This window comes from Catenuloplanes sp. NPDC051500 (assembly GCF_044454585.1).
Taxonomy (GTDB): domain Bacteria; phylum Actinomycetota; class Actinomycetes; order Mycobacteriales; family Micromonosporaceae; genus Catenuloplanes.
Genome location: NZ_JBITDX010000037.1, coordinates 1 through 22,002 on the forward strand (window position 1 = coordinate 1; position 22,002 = coordinate 22,002).

The 22,002-nt window shown below is 67.7% G+C and carries 14 protein-coding genes; 9 read left to right on the forward strand and 5 right to left on the reverse strand.

The window, feature by feature from the left end; all coding sequences use genetic code 11:
* Nucleotides 1-1,107 (reverse strand): endonuclease domain-containing protein (locus tag ACIA8K_RS38885; RefSeq protein WP_396068508.1); only part of this gene is annotated, 1,107 nt, incomplete at its 3' end.
* Between the two features lie 222 nt (nt 1,108-1,329).
* Between ACIA8K_RS38885 and ACIA8K_RS38890 the strand changes: the two genes are divergently transcribed.
* The 3 genes from ACIA8K_RS38890 to ACIA8K_RS38900 are packed head-to-tail and all read left to right on the forward strand — an operon-like array spanning nt 1,330 to nt 5,965.
* Nucleotides 1,330-2,016, forward strand: coding sequence for a hypothetical protein (locus tag ACIA8K_RS38890; RefSeq protein ID WP_396068509.1), 687 nt, complete (start codon nt 1,330-1,332; stop codon nt 2,014-2,016).
* Nucleotides 2,013-3,965: a hypothetical protein gene (locus ACIA8K_RS38895; RefSeq protein ID WP_396068510.1), complete on the forward strand. Its 1,953-nt coding sequence runs from the start codon at nt 2,013-2,015 to the stop codon at nt 3,963-3,965. The genes ACIA8K_RS38890 and ACIA8K_RS38895 overlap by 4 nt, the downstream gene beginning before the upstream one ends.
* Nucleotides 3,959-5,965, forward strand: a complete 2,007-nt coding sequence (locus tag ACIA8K_RS38900; RefSeq protein ID WP_396068511.1) for a hypothetical protein — start codon at nt 3,959-3,961, stop codon at nt 5,963-5,965. Before ACIA8K_RS38895 ends, ACIA8K_RS38900 begins: the two co-directional genes overlap by 7 nt.
* A 141-nt stretch (nt 5,966-6,106) precedes the next feature.
* On the opposite strand, the gene ACIA8K_RS38905 is transcribed toward ACIA8K_RS38900, so the two are convergent.
* The gene (locus ACIA8K_RS38905) at nt 6,107-6,856 is read right to left on the reverse strand and encodes a hypothetical protein (protein WP_396068512.1); all 750 of its coding nucleotides are present in this window, start codon (nt 6,854-6,856) and stop codon (nt 6,107-6,109) included.
* A 634-nt stretch (nt 6,857-7,490) separates the two neighbouring features.
* Between ACIA8K_RS38905 and ACIA8K_RS38910 the strand changes: the two genes are divergently transcribed.
* Entirely contained in the window at nt 7,491-11,462 is a 3,972-nt protein-coding gene (locus ACIA8K_RS38910; RefSeq protein ID WP_396068513.1) for a hypothetical protein, read from the forward strand.
* 34 nt (nt 11,463-11,496) lie between these two features.
* Here the strand turns inward: ACIA8K_RS38910 and ACIA8K_RS38915 are convergent, their stop codons facing one another.
* Both ACIA8K_RS38915 and ACIA8K_RS38920 read right to left on the reverse strand, forming a co-directional pair.
* Nucleotides 11,497-13,089: a GTPase gene (locus tag ACIA8K_RS38915; protein WP_396068514.1), complete on the reverse strand. Its 1,593-nt coding sequence runs from the start codon at nt 13,087-13,089 to the stop codon at nt 11,497-11,499.
* On the reverse strand, nt 13,086-16,826 hold the full coding sequence (locus ACIA8K_RS38920) for a GTPase (protein ID WP_396068515.1): 3,741 nt from the start codon (nt 16,824-16,826) through the stop codon (nt 13,086-13,088). Before ACIA8K_RS38920 ends, ACIA8K_RS38915 begins: the two co-directional genes overlap by 4 nt.
* A gap of 361 nt (nt 16,827-17,187) precedes the next feature.
* On the opposite strand from ACIA8K_RS38920, the gene ACIA8K_RS38925 reads away from it, so the two are divergent.
* The gene (locus tag ACIA8K_RS38925; protein WP_396068516.1) at nt 17,188-17,394 is read left to right on the forward strand and encodes a hypothetical protein; all 207 of its coding nucleotides are present in this window, start codon (nt 17,188-17,190) and stop codon (nt 17,392-17,394) included.
* 70 nt (nt 17,395-17,464) lie between these two features.
* On the opposite strand, the gene ACIA8K_RS38930 is transcribed toward ACIA8K_RS38925, so the two are convergent.
* The gene (locus tag ACIA8K_RS38930; RefSeq protein WP_396068517.1) at nt 17,465-17,878 is read right to left on the reverse strand and encodes a hypothetical protein; all 414 of its coding nucleotides are present in this window, start codon (nt 17,876-17,878) and stop codon (nt 17,465-17,467) included.
* Nucleotides 17,879-18,055: 177 nt separating this feature from the next.
* On the opposite strand from ACIA8K_RS38930, the gene ACIA8K_RS38935 reads away from it, so the two are divergent.
* The 4 genes from ACIA8K_RS38935 to ACIA8K_RS38950 all read left to right on the forward strand — a co-directional run bounded on the left by ACIA8K_RS38935 (nt 18,056) and on the right by ACIA8K_RS38950 (nt 21,976).
* Complete coding sequence (locus ACIA8K_RS38935; protein WP_396068518.1) at nt 18,056-18,508, forward strand: hypothetical protein; 453 nt, start codon at nt 18,056-18,058, stop codon at nt 18,506-18,508.
* Between the two features lie 51 nt (nt 18,509-18,559).
* Nucleotides 18,560-18,991, forward strand: a complete 432-nt coding sequence (locus ACIA8K_RS38940) for a hypothetical protein (protein ID WP_396068519.1) — start codon at nt 18,560-18,562, stop codon at nt 18,989-18,991.
* Between the two features lie 422 nt (nt 18,992-19,413).
* Entirely contained in the window at nt 19,414-20,574 is a 1,161-nt protein-coding gene (locus ACIA8K_RS38945) for an epoxide hydrolase family protein (protein WP_396068520.1), read from the forward strand.
* Between the two features lie 25 nt (nt 20,575-20,599).
* Nucleotides 20,600-21,976, forward strand: a complete 1,377-nt coding sequence (locus tag ACIA8K_RS38950) for an NAD(P)/FAD-dependent oxidoreductase (RefSeq protein ID WP_396068521.1) — start codon at nt 20,600-20,602, stop codon at nt 21,974-21,976.
* Nucleotides 21,977-22,002 lie beyond the last annotated feature (26 nt).

The window sequence follows — 22,002 nt, forward strand, 5'->3', positions numbered from 1 at the left end:
CACACCGACTATCGAAGGCCGCTGAGCACGTTCAAAGAAACCATCGATTGCGTAATTGGGCTCCACTTTCACCGGATGGCCGCTGAATAAGCCTCTATGTATCTGCTCCATGACCAACTCGCGATGACGGATCACCTGATTGTTGGTGAAGCGCAGCACGGCGTATCCGGCGAGTTGCATGAGCACGTCGCGTTGGCGATCCGCGGCGAACTGCTCGGCCTGCCGGTGCTCCGCGCCGTCGATCTCGACGATGCACCGTTCTGTGCGCCAGAGGAGGTCGAGCCGGATCGGGTTGGTGAGCGGATGAACCTGGTGGGTCTGGTTCCATTCGCGTCCGGCCGCCCAATCGGCGGTACTGAGGGCGGCCTCGAGCAACTGCTCTGCGCGACTCGCCGGGTGCGGCCGTCCGGCAACGGCCGGGTAGGTCAGCGGCTGGAGGTCGTCGAAGGTCTCTTCGCGAGGCATCGCAACGGGGGTCGGCGGATCGAACGGGACCCGTCCGAGATCGTCGGTGGCGCGTAGTGCCTCGCCAGTCAGCCAGACGCCGAAGCCGCCGCAGTCGGTCAGCCATCGGGCGGCCTCGACGACCACCTGCTCTTGTATGTCCGACAGCTCCATCTCGATCCGAACGAAAATCGCTGCACTCGGCCGGCCGAAGCTGGTCGCGATAGCCCAGGACAGGACCTTGGCCTGCACCTCCGGGCTGAAGCGTGGTCTCGGTCCCCGTCGCGGTGAAGCGCCACTGGGCATGTATCTCTGCCAGAGCGATCGTTCGGCCAAGTCGGCCAGGGCAGGGCCGTGCTGACTGTTGCGCCGCGCGGTACGCAGCGCAATCGATCGAACGGCGGCGACGCCTGCACCTGCTGGATCGTCGATTAGCTCGGCTTCCGGCAGCCAGGCTGGAAAGAGTTCTTGTGCGGTGTGATCAAGGCGGACGAGAAGGTCCCCGATCAACTGCCAGAGGCGTGTCGGGAGATCGGCTGTATAAGTGATGATCGCGGGGGCGCCGACGGGTGCGGACTCGATTGACATGACGATCTTGTCGGGACTCGATCCGGTGATGATGACGGGCCGGTCGAGTGGAAGATCCGTCCAGGCGAGCGACACACCCCTGTCCCTTACGTCGCGAGTGCCTCGATTCTGCGACCCGGTGGACAGAGAATTCAAGAGCGCGATGTGCGCCCGTTGCCGCTACTGCCGCAAAAAATCAACACGGGCGACAGTACAGTAATCGAAGGGCTTCTGCTAAGGCCTCATCCCTGGGAGTGACAATTGGGGCATCGCGTGTGGGTGTAGCGAACTGTCGCGGACTTTCCTACAATTCGCCATGTGCCCACCACCAGCGCCGTGGACTTTCGCGCTACGAGCCGCGCGCAGGACGCCGTAAGGATCTTATTGATCATTGCTGCGGCGGCCGAACCACTGGATCATCCTCCACCGGACGATCCAGCGATCAATGATGCGGTGGCGGTGCTGGAGAGTCAGGTTCGGCTCCAGAAGCTCGACTTCTGGGTGCGTAACCCGGACTTTCTGGCCAACGAGCTACTGGAGGAGTACGAGCGAGGCGGCGACGCCATGCTCCTGGATCAGGCGGCGGACATCCTGGAATCCGACGAGCCGGACGTGCGTCTGTACCCGATGATGAGGTTCCTCTTCGGGGCATATGAACCATTGGATGACGCCCTCGCCATCCTGAGGAGCGGGAACCTTGTGGTGCGCCGCAAGCGCGGCAGCGCCGGGCGGGTCAGCAGACACGACTACTACCTGACGAGGTCCGGTCGCGACACGGCCGACCGCATCGTCCGGGACGCCCCGGTGTTCGCCTACTTCGTACATCGGACACGCCTCGTCGCCCGGTTCAGCGACGGCTACCGCGGCACCCACCTGAAGGACCGGCAGTACCAGCAGGACGAGTACCGCAACACCGTCATCGGCGATCACATCGCGACCATCGCTCCGCGAGTACGGGCCCGCCTGCGGGAGCACAGGGGCGGTCAGCCGGTCACCGCGGCATGAACACGGCCGATTTCGTCACTCAGGTGGCGGTCCGAGCCGGTGTTCCGCTACCCGCGGTAGATCGAGTCTTCCAGGAGTGCGGAATCGTTCCGGCACTGGGTGGGACGCTTCCCCGCCCGGTAGCACTTCGACGCCTGCGCGTCGTGGGCTCCCGATCGGTCGAGCCGTTCGGCTCTTTCGACCGCGAGTTCATCTTCGGTCCTGGCCTCACGGTGCTCGCCGCCGACAACCTTCGTGGCAAGACGAGTCTTCTCGAGTTAATCACCTGGTGCTTGCGCGGGTCGCCCCGCAGCAACCTGCAAGGCGTGGTCAAGGGCTGGCTGAGCCGACTTGAATGCGACGTGATGGTGGCTGGTCGGGCCCTCGGCTTCCGGCTTGGTATCGAAGACGGCCAGTTGGTCGACGGGCGGGTGCTGTCAGCTGCGGATGCCGGCGGTCTCGCCGGCCGTGGAGCGGTGGAGATCATCCGTGCGTCGGACCCCGCAGCCTACGCCTCGATGGTTGAGCCGCTGATGATGGAACTGTTGGGCCTGGAAATGCTTGCATCCAGATCGAGCCGGTCCGCCTCCGGAAAGGCCAGCCATGGCTGGCCGGCCTACTTCGGTGCGCTCTACCTGCCGCCCGGTGGAGACCCCGCACTGCTCGGCGATGTGGTCATCGCCGGTCTGGCGGGAAGATTGCTACAGGTCTTCCTCGACCTGCCGGGTGCGGCCCTACTGACCCGGATGAAGGCGACCCGCGATCAGATCGCCGATGCCGATCGTGCCGCCGACGCCGACGCGGCCCGCATGCACGCGTTGCTGACCGCGCAGCGGCATGAGGCCGCAGCAGAGTTGGAGGCAGCCCGGCAGGAACTTGCCAGTCTCGCCGGATCTTCCACGATCGCTGTGCGGGTGGCCTCCGTCTCAGACCGGGCTGCCGGCGCTGTCGCTGCAGAAGCAAGTCTTCGAGAAGCCCGCGAGACCTTCGGCTTGCTGCGCTGGCAGCGGCAGACCGACGAGCGCCGACTCAACGACCTACGAGAAGACCAGGCCGCCCGGAGCCTCTTCCACGCACTCGATCCGCAGGTGTGCCCACGATGCGAGCGGCCCATCAGACCGGAACGGCGGGCAGCCGAACGCCTTCATGACATCTGTGCTGTGTGTACCGAACCGCATGAACACGGTCCAGAAGATCATGATCGTGCGAAGGCCGCCGAGGTGGAAGCGGGATGGCGACTGGCCGCGAGTCGGGCAGCCGAGGAGATGGCCCGCAAGCACCTCGACGACGCCGTCTTGTACGCAACCGATCGCCGCCAGGCGTTGTCGGCAGCCGAGCGAGAACTTGATCTAGCGCGGTCGGCCGATGCCGAGGAGAGACGACACGACCTGGTACGTCGAGTAGCTCGTCTGGAGGGCGCCGTAGGAGCCTGGGAGTCGCTGACGACGGGCACCGGACGACGCGCGGACGACGTCCGTGCGGTTCTCGATGCGGCCATAGCAGTCCTGACAGACGAGCAGACGACCGCCAGCGAAGCACTCTTCCTCGAACTCAACGCGGATATCGCCGAACTCGCACGCGCCTTCGGATTCCGAAACCTCGACCGAGTCGTTGCGGACCGAGCGGGCAGACTTCAGGTCTACAAGACGGGCGGCCCGCGAGAGTGGTTCGGCACCCAGTCGCCGGGCGAGCGGCTGAGATTGCGCATCGCTGTCGTGGTAGCGCTGCTGCGGAGGGGACATCGGCACGGCGTCGCCACGCATCCCGGGCTCCTGCTGATCGACAGTCCTCGCTCGGAGGAAGTGCAGGACGACAACGCGGCAGCGCTACTGGCTGCGTTGGAGCAGTTGTGTCACGACACGCCAGACCTGCAACTGCTTGTGACCACCGCCGACGAAAACCTGGTCCGACGTACGCTGAAGCGCTCGACGATCATCACCCCGCCCGGCCCGGGAGAGCCTCTGTGGTGACGCCGGGAAGCTTGGATCACCTGCTGGCCGCCGCCGACCGCATGCCGCTCACCAATCTACTGTCAGCGGTCACCGGCGACTCCACCAAGGAACTGGAGCAAGCAGCGGCCGGACCGCTCGCCGCCCTTCTCTGCCGCGCGGTCGTACGACAGGACACGCCCGACGATCTCGTCATAGCCCTCCTGAGAGGCCTCGAACGGCAGTCAAGCCTGCTCGCGTTGCTCGATGCCACCGATGAGTTGCTCGGCTCGGACTCGGTCGTAGCCGCATTCGGTTCGCAGCTGCATGCCAGTTTCCTGACGGGGCACGCCGCCGCACTCTGCTCGCGGCCGATCGTCGCATCATCCTTCGCGGAGGGTGCCTTGCGCCTCGCCATCGGCGGTACCGGCAACCCCCTGCGGACTCTTGTCGCTCTGACACCGAGCGATGTCGACGCTCTCGACCCGGACTACGCAGAGCGGCTGCCGAGACTCATCGGGGCAGCCCTCGATCGATGGGGGTTGGAGCCGTCCGTCGGAGAAGCTCTCCGCGAAACGCTGTCGAACCTGCTCTGCATACCGGTAGCCGCAGCAGACGCGGCCTACGAGTCCGGTATCGACCGGCTGCGGCAGATAGCAAGTGCGGATCCTAACCCGCTCCCATCCCTGGTGGCGGCTCGGAAGCAGTTCGCGCATGCCGCCGCAGCCGAGGAAGGGCGGTTCGACGCGGCACTCTACGGGGCCGGTGTGGATGCCGTGATGGCCTTCTTCCGCGGCGACATAGGGAGCCTGCGTACTGCCCGGGGCACCGTCTCCACCGCGCTCGGGGCCTGGTCGGCGGGACTACGACGCAGCCACGTTCCGGCCTGGCGCCGACCACGCATGGAGGCGGCGTGTGCCTGGGCGCGCCTCGTCGCCATCCTCGACCGCGCCGCTTACGAGAGCACCCAACCGGTGTGGGACAATGCCTGGCCGGCCCTGGACGCCATCCTTGACGCGTACCTTCTCGAGCGCAGCGTCGTTCCCATTCCCGGTGCCCTGGACGAACACGGCTTCGCACATCTGATCCGGCCGGCCATCGAGTCATCGCTTGGCAGGAGAGAGACGCTCCTGGCCCAGCTTCGGATCGTCGCTACCCAGACGGAGCCAGGCGGACGACACAGTCTGCTACTCGGAAACCTCGACCAGTTGGCAGACGGGTCTCAACCGGGCGAGTATCTGGCGGACGAGAGCGAACGCGTGCGGTTGCTCGGCCTGGCGCCGACTCTCCTTACAGAGCTCGGCGCTGCCGATGCGGCAAGCATCGCCAAGCTGCTCGACGACGACCGCCTCCGGCTGGTAGAGGGAATCGCCTACAACTCCGCCGTCCGGCGTGCAGCCCTCCGCGAGCCCGTCACGGCACGAATCATCGACCGGATCACCGCCGACCTGCAGCCGTGCCGCGCCTACGCGGGCACGCTCCGCCACTCCTTCGATGCCCTCGTCGAGGAGACGGTCATGTTCCTGGCGACCAGACACGATCTACAGCGTTCCGCAGCGGTGAACTATCTGCATCCGAGTAGCCCACCGCCACTGGAGGCCCGTCTACAGGACGACTTCGCGGATTGGCTCCGGCGAGGCCCGCTCGTCGGCCGGATCGATGTCGAGGTGCCGAACGTCGCGACCGGGCGGGCGGACATCAAGGTCGGCTTCGGGGCGTCACGGTTCTTCATCGAGGTGAAGCGAGAGTTGCAGGACGGCTTCAGCGAGGCTCTCGAACGCTCGTATCTCGCACAGGCAGCAGACTATTCGGGGACCAGCGCCCAGCTCGGCATGCTGCTCGTACTCGACCTCACCGCGCACCCGGACGGAGTGCGTCACCTGGACGAGTGTGCCTGGGTTACCAGACACCGCCCGGCCGGCAGCACTGTCGATCGTTACGTCCTGGTCGCCGTCGTCACCGGCAACAGGTCCACCCCCAGCGCATACTCGAGGATCGCCCACACGCGAGGAGGGCCGAGGGTACGGGGAGGACCGAGATGAACGCCCATAGTGGGCCGTGGCCGTGACATGGTGAACGTAGGCCGGCGCTCCGGTGGTCGGCCCGGCAACACCGGTGTGCACTCCCGAAGAGGGGTCTGTCGGGGAGGCGAAGCAGCACCGTGCCTGAAGTCCGTCGACGCCTTACGGTCGCCGTGGACCGAGCGCGAACGCTTCATACGCGAAGCGAAGTCGCGTGCCGAAGCCGTGACCTGCTGAACGGCTGCTTGCTCTATTCGACTCAACTCGAAGCACGACATCGGCGGCCCGCCGGAGGTGGGCGTGACGTATCCGGCGGCGGTGCCGCGGGTTGATACTTCCGGCAAGAAGCCACTCGCTATCCGGGTGGAACCATCGCCACTCGACGCCTTCGGCAATCCTCTCCGTAAGGAGAGTGGTGATCGTAACGACCATTTGAATCGTGCCGACGACAAGGCCGCCAGAGATGCCGGCCGTGAATCCGAAGGCGCGGTCCGACGTCAGTGTCGATGCTCTATTCAGGTACCAGAAAGCCAGAACCAGCATTAGGAATGCGAGCGTGCCGCTTGCAATCGTTGCGGTGGCCGTCAAGTAACGCCGTCGTGTTTCAGCAAGACGCTCCCGATCGAACGCTCCCAGGGCGATCTTCAGGTAGCGACAGTCGCATGAGTGCCCGTTTCCGCTGCTGGAGTCGAGATGAGGGAGCCTGGCGCGGATGACCGCGAGAAGTCGCTCGCGCGCCACTGTGCTCTCGTGCGTAGCCGCCTCCGGGGCGCCGTACCGCTCGACGTATCTGTTCTCGTACCACACTTGACCTGCCCATTCGGACAGCGTGCGCAAGGCGATATGAGGCCGGCGAACGGCATCTTCCTCGAAGTGGCGCAACCCCGTGTCGTGGGATGTGTTCGTAGGCATGGATGCAATTATATAAAGATGCGTCAATTCATTTTGTTGTGCCAGCGATGCGGCCCCTTCATGTGCACGTGCGTGCTTGTCGGCCGGAGGTAAGCGAACGGGCGGGAACGGCTGCGCTCTGGGGAAGTTGGTCGCCTGCTCCAGGATCCGTGCTCTCCGGCCATCGTGAGCCGAAACAATGGAACGGATGGCGCCTGCGTGGATGAACTCGCCAGGCTGGCAGCGGGGCCGCCCGCCGAAGTGTTGGTCGCGTCACTCGACGGTGCCGGATGGTGGACCAGGGGTTGGTGCATGGGTCGGGGTGTCGCAGCTGGTCGCGGAGGCGCGGCCGGTGCGTCTGAGCTGCCGGGTCACGGCGATTAGATTGATAGCCGCGGCTATCAGGCCTGTAAGCGCGGTGAGGCCGCCTATGGCAGCGGTCCAGATTTCCACAGCGGGACGTCCCTTCTGGCTGGGCGAGATGTTCTGTTGCGCCTTCGACGGTGCGGCCAAGCGGGCTGACCGTTCCGTGTCGCCGTGTTCGCTGTGACTGCCGGTGCCGGCCGCGCGAGGCTGAGCTGCCGAATGCTCATCCGGTGGGACACACTTGGCGCACAGTGGCGTACACATCGGAGACCATGCGGAAGGTGTGTGGATGAGCCCGAGCCGTAGCGGGCGCGGCAGGCCGATCAACCAGCAGCGGTGGCCCGGCCCCGGGCCCTGGCGGGATTGGCTGATCTTCTGCGATCGGCTTCACCGGGCCAACGGCCTGCCCAGCCTTCGTAAGCTCTCGCCCCGCACGTGGACGAGTCCCGGCCGGGTCGGCGAGATCCTCCGCGGTGAGGCGCTCCCTGCCGATGAGCGTCAAGCGGCAGGCCTGCTCGAGGCGCTCGGTGCGGTGGCCGGGGAGGTCGATCGGGGAATGCGTCTCTTCGCGCTGGCCCGTGCCGCTGCCGACCGGGCCGCGCGGCCGGAGACACCGGACTGGTGGCTGCGGTGCGGCTACACGGGACGGATCAGCCAGCTGGCGCCCCTGACGTTGGTGAGCAGGGAGGTCGAGCTTCGTGAGCTGGCCAGGTGGTGCACGCACGCGGATGAGACCTACGTGCGCTGGCAAGCCGGTCCCCGAGCGGGCAAGTCGGGTCTGATGTCCTGGCTGGTGCTGCATCCCCCGCCGGGGGTGTGGATGCTGTCGTTCTTCGTCACCGCCCGCCACGCTGGTCAGGCTGACAACACCGCCTTCATCGACGCTCTGCTCGACCAGCTGGCCGCCCTCACCGGCGAGCCCTCGCCGTCGTCGGCCGCTCCGGTAGCGCGCGAGGGGGCATTTCACCGTCTCCTGGAGAAGGCGGCGCTGCTGGCGGTCAGGAAGGGTCACAGACTGGTGCTGCTGGTCGACGGTGCGGACGAGGACTGCGGAGGAGCACCGGGATCCGGGCTGCCGAGCATCGCCTCGTGCCTACCGAAGCGCCCACCTCGAGGCCTTCAGGTACTCGTGGCCGCCCGGCCCGACCCGCCGATGCCGGTCGATGTCGATCACGATCATCCGCTTCGTTCCTGCAGGGTCAGAACTCTTGATACTTCGCCGCACGCCCGGCGGATCGTCGAGCTGGCCGAAGCGGAGATCGACGAGATCCTGTCGACGGAGCGGGCCCGCCACGACGGACTGGGATACGAGGTCCTCGGCCTGGTCGCGGCGAGTGGTGGCGGACTGAGCAGCCGGGACCTCCGGCAACTGACCGGCCAGGCCCCGTTCGCGCTTGACGCGCTGCTGCGCGGCATGACCGGACGCACGATCGCCCGCCGTGGCGGGCGGCCTGACACCGAACAGGTATTTTTGTTCACCCACGAAACTCTGCAGGTGAAGGCCGTCGAGCGGCTCGGGGCCGACATCCTCGCCGTGTTCCGGGGCCGGATCCACGACTGGGCATCCGGCTTCCAGCAACGTGGCTGGCCGCCGGAAACGCCCACCTACCTTCTGCACGGCTACCCGAGCCTGCTGCGCGAACGCGGTGATCTGCCCCGACTGGCCGACCTTGCCACCGATCCGGCACGTCATGACCGTCTGCTGGCCGTTACCGGAGGGGACGCTGTCGCTCTCGCCGAGAACGCCGCCGCCCATGCGCTGCTATGCCGGCGGCCAGACCCCGACCTGCTCACCGCGCTCCGCCTGGCCTGGCACCGTGACGGACTGGCAGGCCGAAACGCTGACGTACCCGACCTGCTTCCCGCGGTCTGGGCCGCGCTCGGTCAGCACCAGCGGGCTGGCGCGCTTGCGCGCTCCCTTACCGACCCTGTCCAGCGGGCTTACGCACTCAGCAGGTTGGCCGACGTAGCCGTCGCGGGCGGCGGTGGACCCGCGACGGCAGACCTGGTCGCCGAGGCCGTCGCCGTCGCAGACCACATCACCGATCTGGACAGGCAATCGGACACGCTAACCAGACTTGCTGTCACGACCGTGGTCGCCGGCGACTACGACGGAGCCGAGCGGATCGCCCGTACCGTCGCCGACGTGGACCGGCGCGCGTTGGCGCTGACCGATGTGGCAATGATTGTCGAGGCCGCGGGGCACCATGACCGGGCAGGACGGATCGTCGGTGACCTCGGGGATCCCATCAGCCGGGCACAGGCCTGGATGAGGCTGGCACGAATAGGCGTGGCCGCCGGCCGCTACGACCGGGCCGCGGCGTGCGCCATGCAGGCCGAGAGCCTCATCAACCCGCAGCCAGGTACGCTCTGGAAGGCGAAAACGCTCGGTCGTCTGGCGGTCATGGCGACAGAAACAGGCCGCCATGACCGGGCAGGTGTGCTTCTCGTTCGCGCCGAGGACGTCCGTGCTGGTCTCGATACCGCCAATGTCCCGCAGAGTCTGTCCGGCCTGATCGGCTTGCTGGGCGAGGCCGCGGTCGCCGGGTACTGGCAGCGTGTGATTGACCTTGCCGTCCGCGTCGAGGCGAGGATTCAGTCGCTGCAACCCGTACAGCGGGCGACTCTGCTGACCGAGCTGGCGCTGACCTTCCTGCGCGCAGGAGACCGGGACAGAGCCGCAGAGCTGATCGGTCAGGCTGAAACCCAGGCGCGTGCCATCGACTTCCCGCCGTTCCAATCGCCCGCGCTCGCCGCGGTGTCAGAAGCGGTGGCCCTCATCGACGGAATCACCCGCGCCGAGGTGCTCGTTCGTGCCATCGCTGATCCGTCGCACCAGAACAGGGCGCTCGTCCGGCTGACGACGATGACAGCAGCATCCGGCGACTGGGACACGGGGGAGAGAATCGCGGGGGCTATCAGCGACCCAGGCTGGCACGCTCTCGCGCTGGCCAGGATGGCGCAGGCTGCTGTTGGTGCAGGACATCTGGAACAAGCCGCCGCCTATGCCACGGAAGCGGAAATACTCGCTCGTTCCGTGCGCCGCCAGAGGAGAGACGCGGTGGCAGCGACGGGCGTCGCGGCGGCGGTCGCCGCCCTCGCCAGGTACGCGCAGGCCGAGGCGATCGCGGATGCCATCACCAACCGCGATAAGCGGATCCGCACTCTTGCCGGCCTTGCAGAGGCAGCCGACACGGACGGCGACGTTGGCACGACAGCGAGGCTGATCGCCAAGGCTGCGGCTGATGCCCATGCGGGGGCCGGGGACGCTGAGGCGACCTTCGAGAGGCTGATTGTTCTGGTGAAGACAGCCCTCGCCGTGCGAGACGATCGGGCCGGCCAGCTGGCCGAAACTGCGGAGGCCTCCGCCGGTGGCGTCCTTGGGTCGTACGGGCAGCTATGGGCATTGGTGAGACTCGCGGAGGTCACCGCCGCCGGCGGGGTGCACGCCACACCTGCGAGCCTCATCGACCGCGCCACGGAACTAGCACAGGCCGAGACAGACCCTTATGACCAGGCGAGGGCGGCGGAACGGCTGGCAAGGACCGCCATGGTGCTCGGCTCATTCGATCAGGCCGAGGCGATGGTCCTGTCGATCACCGATCAGGACCGTTACCCGGCAGCCGTCGCCGGACTGGCAGCAGAGGCCGCAGCGTGTGGCCAGCACGCGATGAGCGCCCGGCTCGCTACCGAGGCAAGGACGACCGCGCACCTCACCAACGACCCGTACGAGCGTGCGGCCACGTCGACCAGCCTGGCGATGTCAGCCGCCCGACTCGGCCGACACGATCAGATGGACGACGTCATCGCGCAGGCCCAGACGTACACACGCTCGATTGACAATCCTGATCTTCGTTCGGTGGCGTTGATCGAGCTGCTCGGCGTCGCCATCGCCGCGGAGCGCCTCGATCAGGCCGAAGCTCTCATAGGGGGCATCGTCATACCGAACGACCGCGCGGAGGCGCTGTCGACCCTGGCCGCAGCGCTCACCGCCGCTCACCAGCACGACCGCGCTGCCGCCGTCGCACGGTCGATAATCGACCCGGACCGCCAGGCTGCGGCGCTGACCTGCCTGGCGGACGTTCTCGAACCGCGGCAAGCCGCTGATCTGCTGATCGAGGCGTTGGCGGTCGGCCCGTGGCCCGGCATCCTTCCATCGATCGCCCGTGTCGATGCCGCAACCTTGCTCGCATTCGTTGACGAGGTCTGGGACAGGACGGATACGCCGGATTATGTCGGAAGGCGGCCAACCCTGCACTGACACCGGGCATCGACCCAAACCTCTAAAACCCGGCCTAACGACGGATGATCCGTTCCCCCTCTGCAACTGCCTCATGCAGCTGCTCGACCAGCTGGCGCAGGCTCTGGTCCAGGGCGACCTGGTCCGCGGTCTGCGCGACGATCTCGGAGCGCACTTCGTCGACGTACGGCTGCCAGGTTTCCTGGGCTCGACGGGTGAAGTCGGCGACCACCTGCTGCTGCTTCTCGGCCGCCTCCCGGTCCTGGTTGCGCTGACCGCGATCGGTCCACCAGTCGCCGGCCAGCCCGGTCAGGTAGACAGCCAGCGGTAGCGCCGCCTCGACGGTGCCGACGTGCCGGCCCAGCTTTTGTGCTGCTCTTGCGGACAGTGTCGCCGCGACCTTCTTGGCCGCCTTCGTATCCTTCTCGGCGGCGCTGGTAAACGCCTTAAGCACGCCGACCGCCATGCCGCCGATCGTTTCGACGTGTCCGGCTGCGCCCGATCCCCGAACCGAGGCCGGCTCCAACTCCAGGGTGGCGACCAGCGATGCGAAGCCGGCCCAGGTCGGCTGGGCGCGCTCGCGCTCCTTGCTCTTGCGGATCGATTGTAGTAGCCGTTGCAGGCGGAGGTCGTGCTTGGCGAACCATTCGGCCAGCGCCCGCTCGATCTCGGCCTCCACCGCGGCGGTACCGGTGCCGGGCGCGAACGAGCGCCGCAGCACGTCGTCGACCAGACCGTCGAGACCTGCCTGGGCGGCCCGGTCGAGCGCGTCGAGCTCGCTCTCCCACGCGTCGCGCTTCTCCACGCCACGTGCGGCAACCCGCGCCTGCGTGGCGTACTCGGACAGCTGTTCACGCAGCTCGGACAGGGTCTCATCGAGCGCCCAGGTCCAATACCGGTGACCGGCTGCGGCACGCCACTGTGTCAGCGCCGACGGTGAGGCGGTGTCAAGGGCATCGGCAAGCGCGCTCATACCGTCCCAGGACCGGAACTCGTCCCAGGTCTCCGGGACCAGATCGGTGTCCGGACCGCCGGTCTGGAACGGGTCCGGCGCCACCACGAAGACTCGCGTCTGCTCGTCGAGGGCGAATATCGTTCTCAGCTCGTTCACCTTGTGCTCGCTCAGCTCGCGGTACTCGGCAAGGTCGTACTCCGGGTTGACCCCGGCCTCGTCAAAGCGGGAGATGACGAACCACATGGTTGCGGCCGGCCAGCCCTGCGCGAGAACCTCCTCGAGTAGGTCACGCTCCGCGGTGGCCAGCTGCGAAGTCATCACCACGACCGCGATGTCGGTGAGCCGGATCGCCGCCAGCGCACGGCGGGTGTTGTTCCGCGCCCGCAGATCGGTGGCGACGGCGGTGAACCCCGGTGTGTCCCGGACCAGGCATCCGCCGATCTCCGCATCGTTGACCTCGAAGGTCTCGTGCCGGGCGCTGATCGTCAACCAGCCGGGGATCTCCTGGCCTGCGTCGACGAGCAGCCGGCGCAGCAGCGAGCTCTTGCCGGTGTCGTAGGAGCCGAACAGGGTCACGACCGGCCGGTCCGGCTCAGCGAACGCGTCCCAGTCGTCGGCGTAGCGCTCCGCCAGGGAGCCGCCGGGCAGCCGGCCCAGCCAGTCCTGCACTGCCGCAATGTCGACCTCTGTCATTCGTTCCCCTCGGATGTTCCGGTCAGATCGTTCGCGGCTGCGATCAGGGCCGCTACGACCTCGGCCCGTACGGTCGTCTCGTCGATTCGCTCCTTGGCCGCCGCAGCGCGGTCCAGTTGCTCGTCGAGCATGTCTGCCAGCTGCGCGGTCCACTGCTCGAGGTGTCCGGCCGGCCCCTGGCTCAGGATCTGGTCGACCAGCCGGGCGGCCGCCTCGTCGATGTGTTGCAACGCCGACTCCTGCAGTCGGTGGTGCTCTTCGGCCTTGCGGCTGTCGATGGCCATTGCCGCGGTGTCCATCACGACGCCGACCGCGCCGAGTACGTATCCGGCCTTGGCAACTTTGAGACTGCCGTTCACCGCGCCCCACGGCTTGAACGTGACGTTGAAGAACTTGCCGATGTTGTAGACCGCATCGCGGTTCGCTAGAGCCTTGGTCAGCGCCGCGGCCGCGCCGCTGACCTTGCCGGTGGCAGCGACCACGCCGTCGTGCCAGGCTTCGGCCGGGCTCTCGAACTCGGTCGCGAGCTCGGGCGACACCGTGAACTGGGCGGCGGCCATCTCTCGTCCGATCGCCGACATGTGGTCGCTGTGCCACTCGTCGAGCTTGACGCCCGCCTCGTAGAGGAGCCGTTGCAGGTCGCCCTCCACCGTCGGTGCCTTCCACCAGGACTCGGCCAACTCGGCCAGCTTCCGGCCCTCTTTGCGGTCGAGCCGCGCGATCGTGGACTTCGTCGCGACCACGTGCCGGTTGACCATCCTGCGGGCGTCCTCCCGCAGCGAGTTCTCCAGGTAAACGGCGTCTTTCATCGCGGCCTGCAGCGCGGCGATCACCGGCTTGCAGCGGTTCAGCTCGTCGGTGTCGCCGGACCGCGTACGTTGTAATTCCCGCTGGTGGCGTCGCAGGCCGGTGAGCGCGGTGTCGAAGGAGGCCGTGGCCGACGCGGCCGCCAGTTGGTCGTCAGAGAGTCCGGCCAGGGCGCCGGTCAGTGCGGCCATGCCGTCCCAGAGCCGGTGCTCCTCGAAGTCGGTGATCGTTGCCTCCTGCTCGTCGCCGACCAGGCCGAACGGGTCCCCCGACAGACAGTGCACACGGTCGGCGTCGACGTCGAGGCCCCCGGAGGCGAACGCGGCCCGTAGCTCGGCCCGTTTGCGGTCCTGCAGGTTGAGGTAGTCCGCCGGTACGGTCAGCGGGTCTACGCCCAGCTCGTCGCATCGGTTGATCAGGAACACCGTCCGCCGGCCCTTCGCGGAGACCAGTTCCTGCAACAGCGCGGTGTCGCCGACCAGCACGTTGATGTGCATCACGACGAACACCAGGGCGGCCTCGACGACCGCCTCGCCCGCGGCGGTGTCATGCGCGGCGTTGCCGCTTTGCAGACCTGGCGTGTCCACCAGGTCGAACCGGCCCATCGGGTAGCGAGTCGCCGCGGTGGCCGCCGGCGCCGCCCGGATGTCGAACACCGCCCGTCCCGAGCGGCCGCTGTCCACCACGATCCGGCGCAGCAGCGACGACTTGCCGGAGTTGTAGTCGCCGAGCACCACGAATGCTGGCCGCTGCCCGGCGACGCGCCACATCGTCCGTACGATGTCGAAGAGCGCCGAGTCGGACCGGGCAGCAGTCTCCAGATCAGCGCGCCATGCCTGGATGTCCGCCAGGGACGGACTGGTGAATGCCGCGTCCACAGCATGCGCCAATCGGCTGCGATCCTGCTCGGCCCGATCGGCATACAGCTGGCCCGCGGACGCATCGATCGGTGCCGCACGCATCTCGGCCTCGGACGAGAGCCAGTCCTCGCCGAGCAGCACCCGTACCGTCTCGGCCGGCAGCTCCGCGATCCGGTGCTGCGCACGCATCAGCACATCGGTTGCCGCCGGCGCCGGATCGATCGCCTCGGTGCAGGCTCGGAGGCTGTCAATCAGCCGCCCGGCTCGATCCCGCGCCGCGCGCAGTGTGATCGCGGCGCGCAGCGTGTCGGCGGCCGTGCTGCCCAGCAGGGTCCAGGCCGTGGTGCGGCTATCGCGGACCAGGGTGTTCTCGTAGGCTGCGAAGGTACGGTCCACCGCATCGTGACAGTCGGCGATGGCCTCAGCCATCGCCTCGCGGGCCGCCTCCGCCTTCCTGTCGGTCATCTTCTTGCCCACATGCTGCTGGATCTGCCCGGCGATACCGACACCGACCGCGGTCAGGCCGACCACCCAGCCGATCGGGTTGGAGAAGATGGCCAGCGCTACCGCCGGCACTGCGACAGCGCCGGCGCCCAGCGCGATACCGGTGCCGCGGAACACCTCACCGGCGAAGCCGCCGCCCTCACCGCCGCGGATCCGTGCGGCGTGCTGTTGCGCCGTTTCGCTATCGAGCGGTGTCAGGGTCACCTCGACGTCCAGCTGACGCCCCAGAAACGCCGCGCAATCCGTCCAGACCGCATCGAGTGCGGCCGAGATCGTCTCCTGGTCGTAGGCCGCCTCGACGAACTCCTCCTCGTCGATCACGATCCGCGCGGCGGAGGCCCTGCTGATCAGCTCGTCCACGCCGGCCTTCGCATCCCGACGGCACTTCGCCAGGTGTGAGGCGGCCAGGTGGCGAGCGTGACGCTCCAGTGCACCCAGCGCAGGCGAGGTGTACGGCACCCCGCGTGCCTCCTCGGACAAACTCACCAGATCCGCGCCGAGCACCGGATCATGCAGCCAAGCGGCGCGTTCGGCCTCATCGGGATAGCCGAGCACGGCGAGAAGCGACTCGGCTTCCCTTTCATGGGCCTGTGCCTGCTGCTCGATCTCGTCCGCCAGGGCGGCCAGTTCACCGATCGCGCGCCGGCATCGGGATCGGATATCCTCGCGGACTGCGGCCAGCCGCAGGTCGGCGGCGCCCTCGGTGATCGCGGCAACGATCAGGCGTTCCAGCGTGCCGATGTTCGACCACTGCTCCAGGTAATCCGTGCCGAACTGGTCTCGTTCGGCACGGAAGCCGTCCGGGCTGAGCCCCCGGAACGGCGTAGCGGCGCGGGCGAACAGTGCCCGCCGGCTCTGAATCGCGACGACCGGGGTGCCGGCCAGCCCGATCAGGGCGAGCTGGGCGCCGATGTTGTCGGCATGCTGGCGAACCTGCTCGGACAGGTTCCGGCGGACCCGCTCCGGGGCCATGGCCGGATGCCGCCACCGATCGTTGCGGACGTTGAGGACGGCCACCACCGGTTTGCCGTGACCGCGGATCCACGCGGCGATCTTCTCGAACTCCAGTGCCTGCTGATTCTGGGTGTCGAAGCAGAGCAGCACGATGTCTGCGATCGCGACGGCCTTGCAGGCCTTCGCCTCCAGGTCCTGCCGGCTCTCGGTGCGTCCCCAACCGTTGATCCCGGGTACATCGAACAGCCGACAGCCCCGCCAGTCGATGAAGGTGACGTCGGTGGTCCAGTCGCTGGCCGCCCACCGAGAGACATGTCCCCCGTCGAGCCGCCCGACCGCGGACAGCAGAGTGCTCTTGCCGACACCGCTGCGCCCGAAGAACACGATGTTGAACGTCCCGAGGGACTCGCGCTCCCGGTCCAGGTGTGTACGCAGGTCAGCCGGAAACCGGTGAGTGAAGTCGCCCAGCTGTCTCATCGGTTCCGGAGCGGCCTCAGTGTTCAGAGGCCCATCGGTGAACGACTCGGTCAGCCTGCCGATCTGGCTGTCCAACCGGGTCAGTTCCTCGTGTCCCTGTTCGACGGCCGCTCGCACGGACTCCTTCAGGGACATTTCCTCCGTTGCCAACCCATGCCCCCTGCCTGGACTACCCACGGTAACTTTTCATACGCGACGGTTCGAGCCCGAACAAGCCGCCGGACGGCCAAGATGACTGGCGAGGAGGAGGAAGCCTCCTCGCCGCAGTCGCGATATTCGTAGTCGGCTGACAAGCGGTGGGCATCGAACTCTTCTGGTACGGACTTTCGCGTTTGACCGCTTCCGCCATGGCGCTGTCTCTATCTGGGCCTGGACCTCGGGTGGCGGCGCCTGTCCCTTTACGACAGACGTATTCGATGAACTACCCAGTTCGTGCAGGCGAACGGTGCGGCGAAGGCCGGCGGTCAGCATGATAAGAACGCGGTCGGTTGTACTGGTGGCCACCGGCGCGGTCGAGGTCAATGCCGCACCGGGCGGCACGTCTATCACCCGAGGAACAAGCGCTCTGGTCGTCGACGTGGACGCGAGCGAGATCACCGGCGACATGACGGACGATCGAATGCAACAGCTCGCCCACCACCCTTCCCTTACCAAGGGGAACAGCCCCGGTGAGGCTTTGGTAGGACACCTGATCGCGTCGTAGCGGGGTGCGGGTCGGCAGCTCCGGGAGTAGCTGAAGGTCCTTTACACTTGGGTGCGGACCGAGCTAACGATCAAGGACCGGAAGCGCGACCTGTATTGGCTTGAGATTCCTGGCCAGAAAGACGTACAAATCGGTCAGCATTGGGTAGTAGCGCCCCTCTGTAATCGAAGGTCTTGCGGTTTCCGCAGCTCAGAAAGCCCCGCGCCGACCGCTCGCGGTCGGCGAGGATCTCAACCTGCGGCCCGCCGACTGTATGGACCTGGAGACCGAGCACCAGCGCCGACTGCCCGCGGTCGGCGAGGATTTCAACTTGACGGATGAGACGTACCTCGTGGACCGGGTGACCAGCGCCGACCACTCGTGGTCGGTGAGCATTCTCAAACTCCTGCGTACCGCTCACAAGGCGCGTCGCGAGCATCAGCGTAGCGGTGCTGACGCCGCCGCAGAACTTGCCTGGATCATCGACCAGCGTCCACCAGGTCAATCCACGTTGACCACACTCCGAGAACTGGAGAGTGTGTCAGCAGCTCAAGTCGATCCTCGGACACAGTTTCACAGCACTTGTGCACCAAATGCGGGCGCAGGGTTCATGTGTACTTGAACCCCCGCCCAGAAGATCAAAGTCACCCTCGGTTGCCGTTACGGCCCGGGGGTGTTTGTCATGAGCGGCCTCGTGTTGCCGGTCATTCCGTCCTCGGCTTCTCCATCGGGCCGGCGCGAACTGCGGCGGAATCCGCTGCCGTTGGCGTCGTTTCCGCTCGTTCGTGAGCGCGATGCGGTGTATGGCCTCTGCACCCTGGGCGCCAATGGTCGGATTTCCGATCGTGCGCTGTTGGCGGTGCTCGGGTGGGTGCCGGGCACGCGGCTGGGCATCTGGGAGTCCGGTGGCCTGCTGGTCGTGTCGGTGGATCCGGGTGGTGTCTTCGGGATCACCGCTGCCGGGCATCTGATGTTGCCGTCTTCAGCGCGGCGGTGGGTGCGGCTCCGGAAGGGCGATCGTGTCTTGCTGGTCGCGAACCCGTCCGTGGCGCGGCTGATCGTTCATCCGCCGGTGGTGCTGGATGCGATGGTTGCCCCGGTACATGAGGTGGCGTTCGGCGGTGAGGTGTCTTGACCGCGGGCCGGCCGGGCGGAGGTCGAGGCGGTCCGGTTGATGCTGGACCGGATGGGGGTCTCGCCGGCGGATCTGTTGCAGGACTGGGTGGAGCGGCGCATCGACGAGCCGAGCCCGTCGGAGATCGAGAAGCTGATCGAGGACATCAAGCGGCAGGTGGTACGCCGGCGCAACGGCCGCGGTGGTCAGGGCGCGGTCGAGTCGCTGGTGGCGGCGTTGCGGTGCCTGTATCGGCGGGCGGTCGCGGACGGGCATCTGACCGCGGCCGATGACCCGGCGGCGAAGGTCGCAAAGCCACGGCGGTTGCCGAGCGCCCGGTCGGCGATCGCGGATGCGCGCCTGGCGGAGATCAACGAGGTGGCCGCGACCTCAGGTGACGATCCGGAACTCCACTGCTTGCTGCGCCTGCACACGGAGACCGCCTGCCGGCGGGCGGGGCGCTGGCGTTACGGCCGGAGGATCTGGATCGGGAGCAATGCCTGATCTCTCTGCGGGAGAATGGCGGCACGGTGCGCTGGCAGCCGGTGTCACCGACGCTGATTCGGCACGGGGAGGAGCGCGGGGCGGCCCGGCACCGTCCATCGGCCGCGAGCACCCCCACGGTTACGGTGCTGCATGTCGACGGCGGGGTGACCTCTCGCGTTGCGGCGGTTCGGTGAGGATGGGCGGCCGGTGTCCGCGGACGACTGACGCCGGCATCTGGACGGTGATCTGTTCCGGCGACCGAGTAACCCGGAAGGGCCGGCCGAAGGGGAACGGGGTGCTGAGGAAGTGCCGGGACGGAGTGGGCACTCACGAAGATGAAGGCGGGCGAGTGCACGCATAGCGTCGGTGCGAGATCGCGCCCTGGAGGGGCCGTGCGGACGGCTGGCCGGGGGAGTGCGGGCCCGACGTGAGGAGCCGTTGTGAAAGCCTTCAGGATCGACACGCCGCAGGCGGAGCTGGACGACCTCAGGCGCCGTATCGCCGGCACCCGATGGCCGGAGAGCCTGCCCGAGACGGGGTGGGAGCGGGGTGTGCCGACCGCCTATCTCCGGGAACTCGCGGAGTACTGGGCGAGCGGGTACGACTGGCGCGCCGCCGAGGCGAGACTGAACGCGTATCCGCAGTTCACCACGGAGATCGACGGCGCGACCGTGTACTTCCTGCACGCCAGGAGCCCGGAGCCGGGGGCCCGCGCGCTGCTCATCACGCACGGCTGGCCCGGCTCGGTCGCGGAGTTCCTGGACGTGATCGGGCCGCTGACCGACCCGCGGGCGCACGGTGGTGACCCGGCCGACGCGTTCCACGTGGTGATCGCGTCGATGCCCGGGTACGGGTTCTCGGGCCCGCATCCGGGGACCGGGTGGACGCTGCTGCGGGTGGCCTCGGCGTGGGCGGAGCTGATGCACCGGCTGGGCTACGACAGATATATCGCCCAGGGCGGGGACTTCGGCGCGCCGGTCTCGCTGATGGTCGGGCTGGTCGACCCGGAGCACGTCAGCGGCGTACACCTGAACATGCTCGCCACCACGCCCAGCGAGGACCCGGCGGACCTGGTCGATCTGAACGAGCGGGACCAGGCGCGGATGGCGCACTCGCAACGGTTCCTCGACCACCTGTCCGGCACGATGAAGCTGCACTCCACCCGGCCGCACACGGTCGCTTACGCGCTCAACGACTCGCCGGTCGGCCAGCTCGCCTACGTGGTCGAGAAGTTCATGGACTGGACCGACGCGGTGAAGGTGCCGGAGGAGGCGGTCGACCGGGATCTGATGCTGACCATCGCGACCATCTACTGGCTGACCGGCACGGCCGGCTCGTCGAACCAGATGTATTACGAGAGCGCGGACCAGCTGCCGATCAACGCGCTGACCGGGCGCTACCCGGCCGTACCGGTGCCGGTCGGGGTGGCGGTCTTCCCGCATGCGGCGTTCGTGGCCATCCGCCGGTTCGCCGAGCGTGATCTGCCGAGGATCGTGCACTGGACGGAGTACGACCACGGCGGCCATTTCGCCGCGATGGAGGAGCCGGACCTGTTCGTTGCCGATGTCCGTGCCTTTGCTCGCCTGCTCGCCGATGCGTGACCTGAACCGGACGGGAGAGACCGCAATGGACAGTCGGGTCGGCAAACGGGCAGTGGTGCTGGGCGGGAGCATGGGCGGCATTCTCGCCGCCCGGGTGCTGTCGGAGTCCTACGACGAAGTGTTGATCATCGACCGGGATGTGGTGCTCGGCGTCACCGGGACGCGCCGGGGCGCACCGCATGCCGTGCACGCGCATGCGTTGCACGCGCGCGGGCACCTGATTTTGGAGGAGTTGTTCCCCGGGCTGACCGACGGGCTGACCGAGGCGGGCATCCCGAGCTGCGACCTGGGCGAGATGCGCTGGTATCTCAACGGCCGGCCGGCGCGGATCGCCCGGACCGGGCTGCTGTCGGTGATGGCGCCCCGCCCGATGCTGGAGGCGCACATCCGGGCCCGGGTCGCGGCGCTGCCGAACGTGACGTTCCTGGAGCGCCACGACATCGCCGGCATCGTGGCCGACGCGGCGGGCGGGCGGATCCTGGGCGCGCGGGTGGTGTCCCACGACGCGCCGGGCCAGGAGCGGGTGTACGACGCGGATCTGGTGGTCGACGCGACCGGCCGCGGCTCGCGGACGCCCGCCTGGCTGGCGGAGCTGGGCTATCCGCGGCCGGAGGAGGACAGGGTCAAGATCGGGATGGCGTACACGACACGGCACTACAAGATGGAGCCGGGGATGCTCGGCGAGGGCGTCTACTCGATCAATCCGGTCGCCTCGCCCGCCCATCCCCGGGGCGCGTTTTTCGGCACCATCGGCCCGGGCGTTATCAACCTGTCGCTGACCGGCATCCTCGGCGACCATCCGCCGACCGACGACGAGGGCTTTCTCGAGTTCGCCCGGACGCTGCCGATCCCGGACGTCTACCGGGCGGTGCGCGAGGCGCAGCCGCTGAACGACGCGGTCAGTTTCCGGTTCCCGGTCAGCGTGCGCCGCCGGTACGAGCGGCTGCGCCGGTTCCCGGAGCGCTACCTGCTCATCGGTGACGCGTTGTGCAGCTTCAACCCGGTCTATGGGCAGGGCATGACGGTGGCCGCGATGGAGGCGATCGCGCTGCGTGACGAGCTGCGCCGCGGCGGGACGCCGGACGCGGCCACGTATTTCGCCGCGGCCGCGCGGATCATCGACACGCCGTGGGAGGTCTCGGTCACCGGTGACCTGGATTTCCCCGGGGTGGAGGGGCCACGGCCGATGAAGGTACGCATCGGCAACGCCTACATGGCCCGGCTGCAGTACGCGGCGACCAAGGACGCCAAGGTCACCGAGGGTTTCATGCGGGTGGCGGGCCTGCTCGACCCGCCGTCCGCGCTGATGCGCCCGGCAATGGTGGCCCGCGTCCTGCGCCACGCGATCCGCCGCCCCCGGCCGGGCGAGTCGTGGCTGGCCGCGCCCGCTCACGCAAGCTGATCCCCGTGCCACCGCCGCCCCGGGCC

Excerpts from the sequence above, each read along its gene's own strand:
- ACIA8K_RS38905 (WP_396068512.1), bottom strand. The coding sequence starts at position 6,856 with ATGCCTACGAACACATCCCACGACACGGGGTTGCGCCACTTCGAGGAA.
- ACIA8K_RS38950 (WP_396068521.1), top strand. The coding sequence starts at position 20,600 with ATGGACAGTCGGGTCGGCAAACGGGCAGTGGTGCTGGGCGGGAGCATG.
- ACIA8K_RS38895 (WP_396068510.1), top strand. The coding sequence starts at position 2,013 with ATGAACACGGCCGATTTCGTCACTCAGGTGGCGGTCCGAGCCGGTGTT.
- ACIA8K_RS38920 (WP_396068515.1), bottom strand. The coding sequence starts at position 16,826 with ATGTCCCTGAAGGAGTCCGTGCGAGCGGCCGTCGAACAGGGACACGAG.
- ACIA8K_RS38910 (WP_396068513.1), top strand. The coding sequence starts at position 7,491 with ATGAGCCCGAGCCGTAGCGGGCGCGGCAGGCCGATCAACCAGCAGCGG.
- ACIA8K_RS38915 (WP_396068514.1), bottom strand. The coding sequence starts at position 13,089 with ATGACAGAGGTCGACATTGCGGCAGTGCAGGACTGGCTGGGCCGGCTG.
- ACIA8K_RS38940 (WP_396068519.1), top strand. The coding sequence starts at position 18,560 with ATGGGGGTCTCGCCGGCGGATCTGTTGCAGGACTGGGTGGAGCGGCGC.
- ACIA8K_RS38935 (WP_396068518.1), top strand. The coding sequence starts at position 18,056 with ATGAGCGGCCTCGTGTTGCCGGTCATTCCGTCCTCGGCTTCTCCATCG.